Source organism: Phenylobacterium sp. (assembly GCF_035944335.1).
In the GTDB taxonomy this organism is placed as follows: domain Bacteria; phylum Pseudomonadota; class Alphaproteobacteria; order Caulobacterales; family Caulobacteraceae; genus Phenylobacterium.
Window position 1 is genome coordinate 1 of the sequence record NZ_DASZBG010000061.1, and the last position, 2,496, is coordinate 2,496.

The window sequence follows — 2,496 nt, forward strand, 5'->3', positions numbered from 1 at the left end:
TCGCGGGCGGCCCAGACCGGCCAGTGGGGATTGGCCAGCGCCGGGCGGCCCAGCAGCACCAGGTCGACCAGCTCCTCGCGGATCACCCGGTCGGCCACGGCGGGCAGGCCGAGGTTCCAGCTGACGCCCACCGGCAGGCCCACCTCGCGGCGCACGCGGGCGCCGCGCTCGACCCAGGCCGCCTCGTCGGCCAGCGGGCGGGCGTTCATCTGCGGGGTGTTGAAACCGAAGCTCAAGTCGGCGAGGTCGAGGCCGTGGTCCTTCATCAGGCCAAGCGCCACCACCGCATCCTCGAACTGCACGCCGTCGTCGTTGAGGTCGTCGCTGCCGAGCCGCACCGTCAGCGGCAGCCGCTCGGGCCAGACGGCGCGCACGGCGTCGAGCGCCTCAAGGTGAAAGCGGACGCGGTTCTCCAGGGAGCCGCCGTAGTCGTCGGTGCGCTGGTTGGCGAGCGGTGAGAAGAAGCTGGCGCCGAGATAGCCGTGGGCGAAGTGCAGCTCGAGCCATTCGAACCCGGCCTCGGCCGCGCGCCTCGCCGCTGCGGCGTAGGCGCGGTGGATGTCCTTGATCTCCTCGCGGGTGAGCGCGTGGACCGGATGGTTGTGGCCGCGGCCGCCATAGGGGATGGCGGAGGGTCCGACCACCTGCCAGCCGTCGGGGTGGTCGGGCGCGAGCTGGGCGCCGCCCTCCCAGGGCTTGAGCTCGCTGCCCTTGCGCCCGGTGTGGCCGAGCTGAATGGCCGGGACGGCGCCCATGTCCTTGACGATGGCCGTGACGCGCGAGAGGCCTTCGATCTGGGCGTCGTCGTAGATGCCGCCGCAGGAGACGCTGGTGCGGCCGCCGGGCGTGATCGCCAGCTGCTCGGGAAACACCAGGCCGAAGCCACCGGCGGCGCGCGAGCCCATCAGCATGACGTGGTAGTCGTTCATCAGGCCGCCCGTGGACCGGTACATGGTCATGGGCGACATCACGATGCGGTTGCGCAAGGTGACGCCCTTCAGGGTGAAGGGGCTGAACAGGTCAGGCACGGCTCACGCCTCTCGCACAAGGATCGTCCGTTCCTGCCCTGAGGCCGGCGTCGTGGAAAGGGGCTGGATCGGCCCGGCCGCTCCAAGCCCCATCAGATTCCCTGCATTGCCGCGGGCGGGCCTGGTCCCATATGACTGTCGAAACAGTCGTTTGAGGGACGTCCGTCTTGCCCGATATCCTGCAGCCGCTCGCCTTCGCCCGCGGGCCGGCGATCAAGAACCGTTTCGCCCTCGCGCCGCTGACCAATTCGCAGAGCCATGCGGACGGGACCCTGTCGGACGACGAGTTCCACTGGCTGGTGAAGCGGGCCGAGGGCGGGTTTGGCCTGACCATGACCTGCGCGGCCCACGTGCAGCGGATCGGCCAGGGCTTCCCGGGCCAGCTCGGCGTTTTCAGCGACCAGCATCTGCCGGGACTGACGCGGCTGGCCTCGGCGATCAAGGCCAACGGCTCGATGGCGGTGGCGCAGCTGCACCACGCCGGCATGCGCAGCCCCGCGGCCCTGATCGGCGAGACGCCGGTCTGTCCCTCCGACAACGCCGAGACGGGCGCCCGCGCGCTTTCCACCGCCGAGGTCGAGCAGCTGGTGGAGGACTTCGTGGCCGCCGCCTATCGCGCCGAACGGGCGGGCTTCGACGGCGTCGAGATCCACGGGGCGCACGGCTATGTGCTGGCCCAGTTCCTGAGCCCGGAGATCAACCTGCGCGATGACCGCTATGGCGGTTCGCCGGAGAACCGCGCGCGGATCATCTTTGAGATCATCTCAGGGGTCCGCACCCGCTGCCGGCCCGACTTCAGCCTCGGCCTGCGCATCTCGCCGGAGCGGTTCGGCCTGAAGCTGATGGAGATCCAGGCTCTCGCCCGCCAGGTGCTGGCCGAGGGCGAGATCGACTATCTCGACCTGTCGCTCTGGGACTACGCCAAGGAGCCGGTGGAGGAAGAGCACAAGGGCCGCACCCTGATGAGCTATTTCACCGAGCTGCCGCGCGGCGAGGTGCGGCTGGGCTGCGCCGGCAAGGTGATGAGCGGGGCCGACGTGCGCGCCTGCCTGGAGCGGGGCATGGACTTCGTGTTCCTGGGCCGCGCGGCGATCCTGCACCACGACTATCCGATGAGGTACGCGGCCGATCCGGACTTCACCCCGATCGCGCTGCCGGTGACCCAGGCCTATCTGCGCCAGGAGGGGCTGGGGCCGGCCTTCGTGACCTATATGCAGGGCTGGAAGGGCTTCGTGGTCGAGGCGCCGGTGACCGAGGCGGCCGAGTAGCGTAGCATCGGCGCCAGCAGATCAAGGGAGGCCGCCATGGCCGACGACGCGTCCGTCCAGGCCCATGTCCATCAAGACAGGGCGAAGTTCACCGCGATGATCGAGGGGACGGCGGAGGACTGGCAGGCGATCGGCCGGGCCGGCGCCGCCCATCGCGGCCGCCACGTGGACCGCATCCTGGATCAGATGCGCCTGCTGGA

At 70.2% G+C, this 2,496-nt stretch carries 2 protein-coding genes; one reads left to right on the forward strand and one right to left on the reverse strand.

The features are described from left to right. On the reverse strand, nt 1-1,028 hold a 1,028-nt coding region (locus tag VGT80_RS11045; RefSeq protein WP_327455737.1), incomplete at its 3' end, for an NADH:flavin oxidoreductase/NADH oxidase. Between the two features lie 167 nt (nt 1,029-1,195). On the opposite strand from VGT80_RS11045, the gene VGT80_RS11050 reads away from it, so the two are divergent. Continuing rightward, nucleotides 1,196-2,296: an NADH:flavin oxidoreductase gene (locus tag VGT80_RS11050; protein ID WP_327455739.1), complete on the forward strand. Its 1,101-nt coding sequence runs from the start codon at nt 1,196-1,198 to the stop codon at nt 2,294-2,296. The last annotated feature ends 200 nt before the right edge of the window (nt 2,297-2,496 follow it).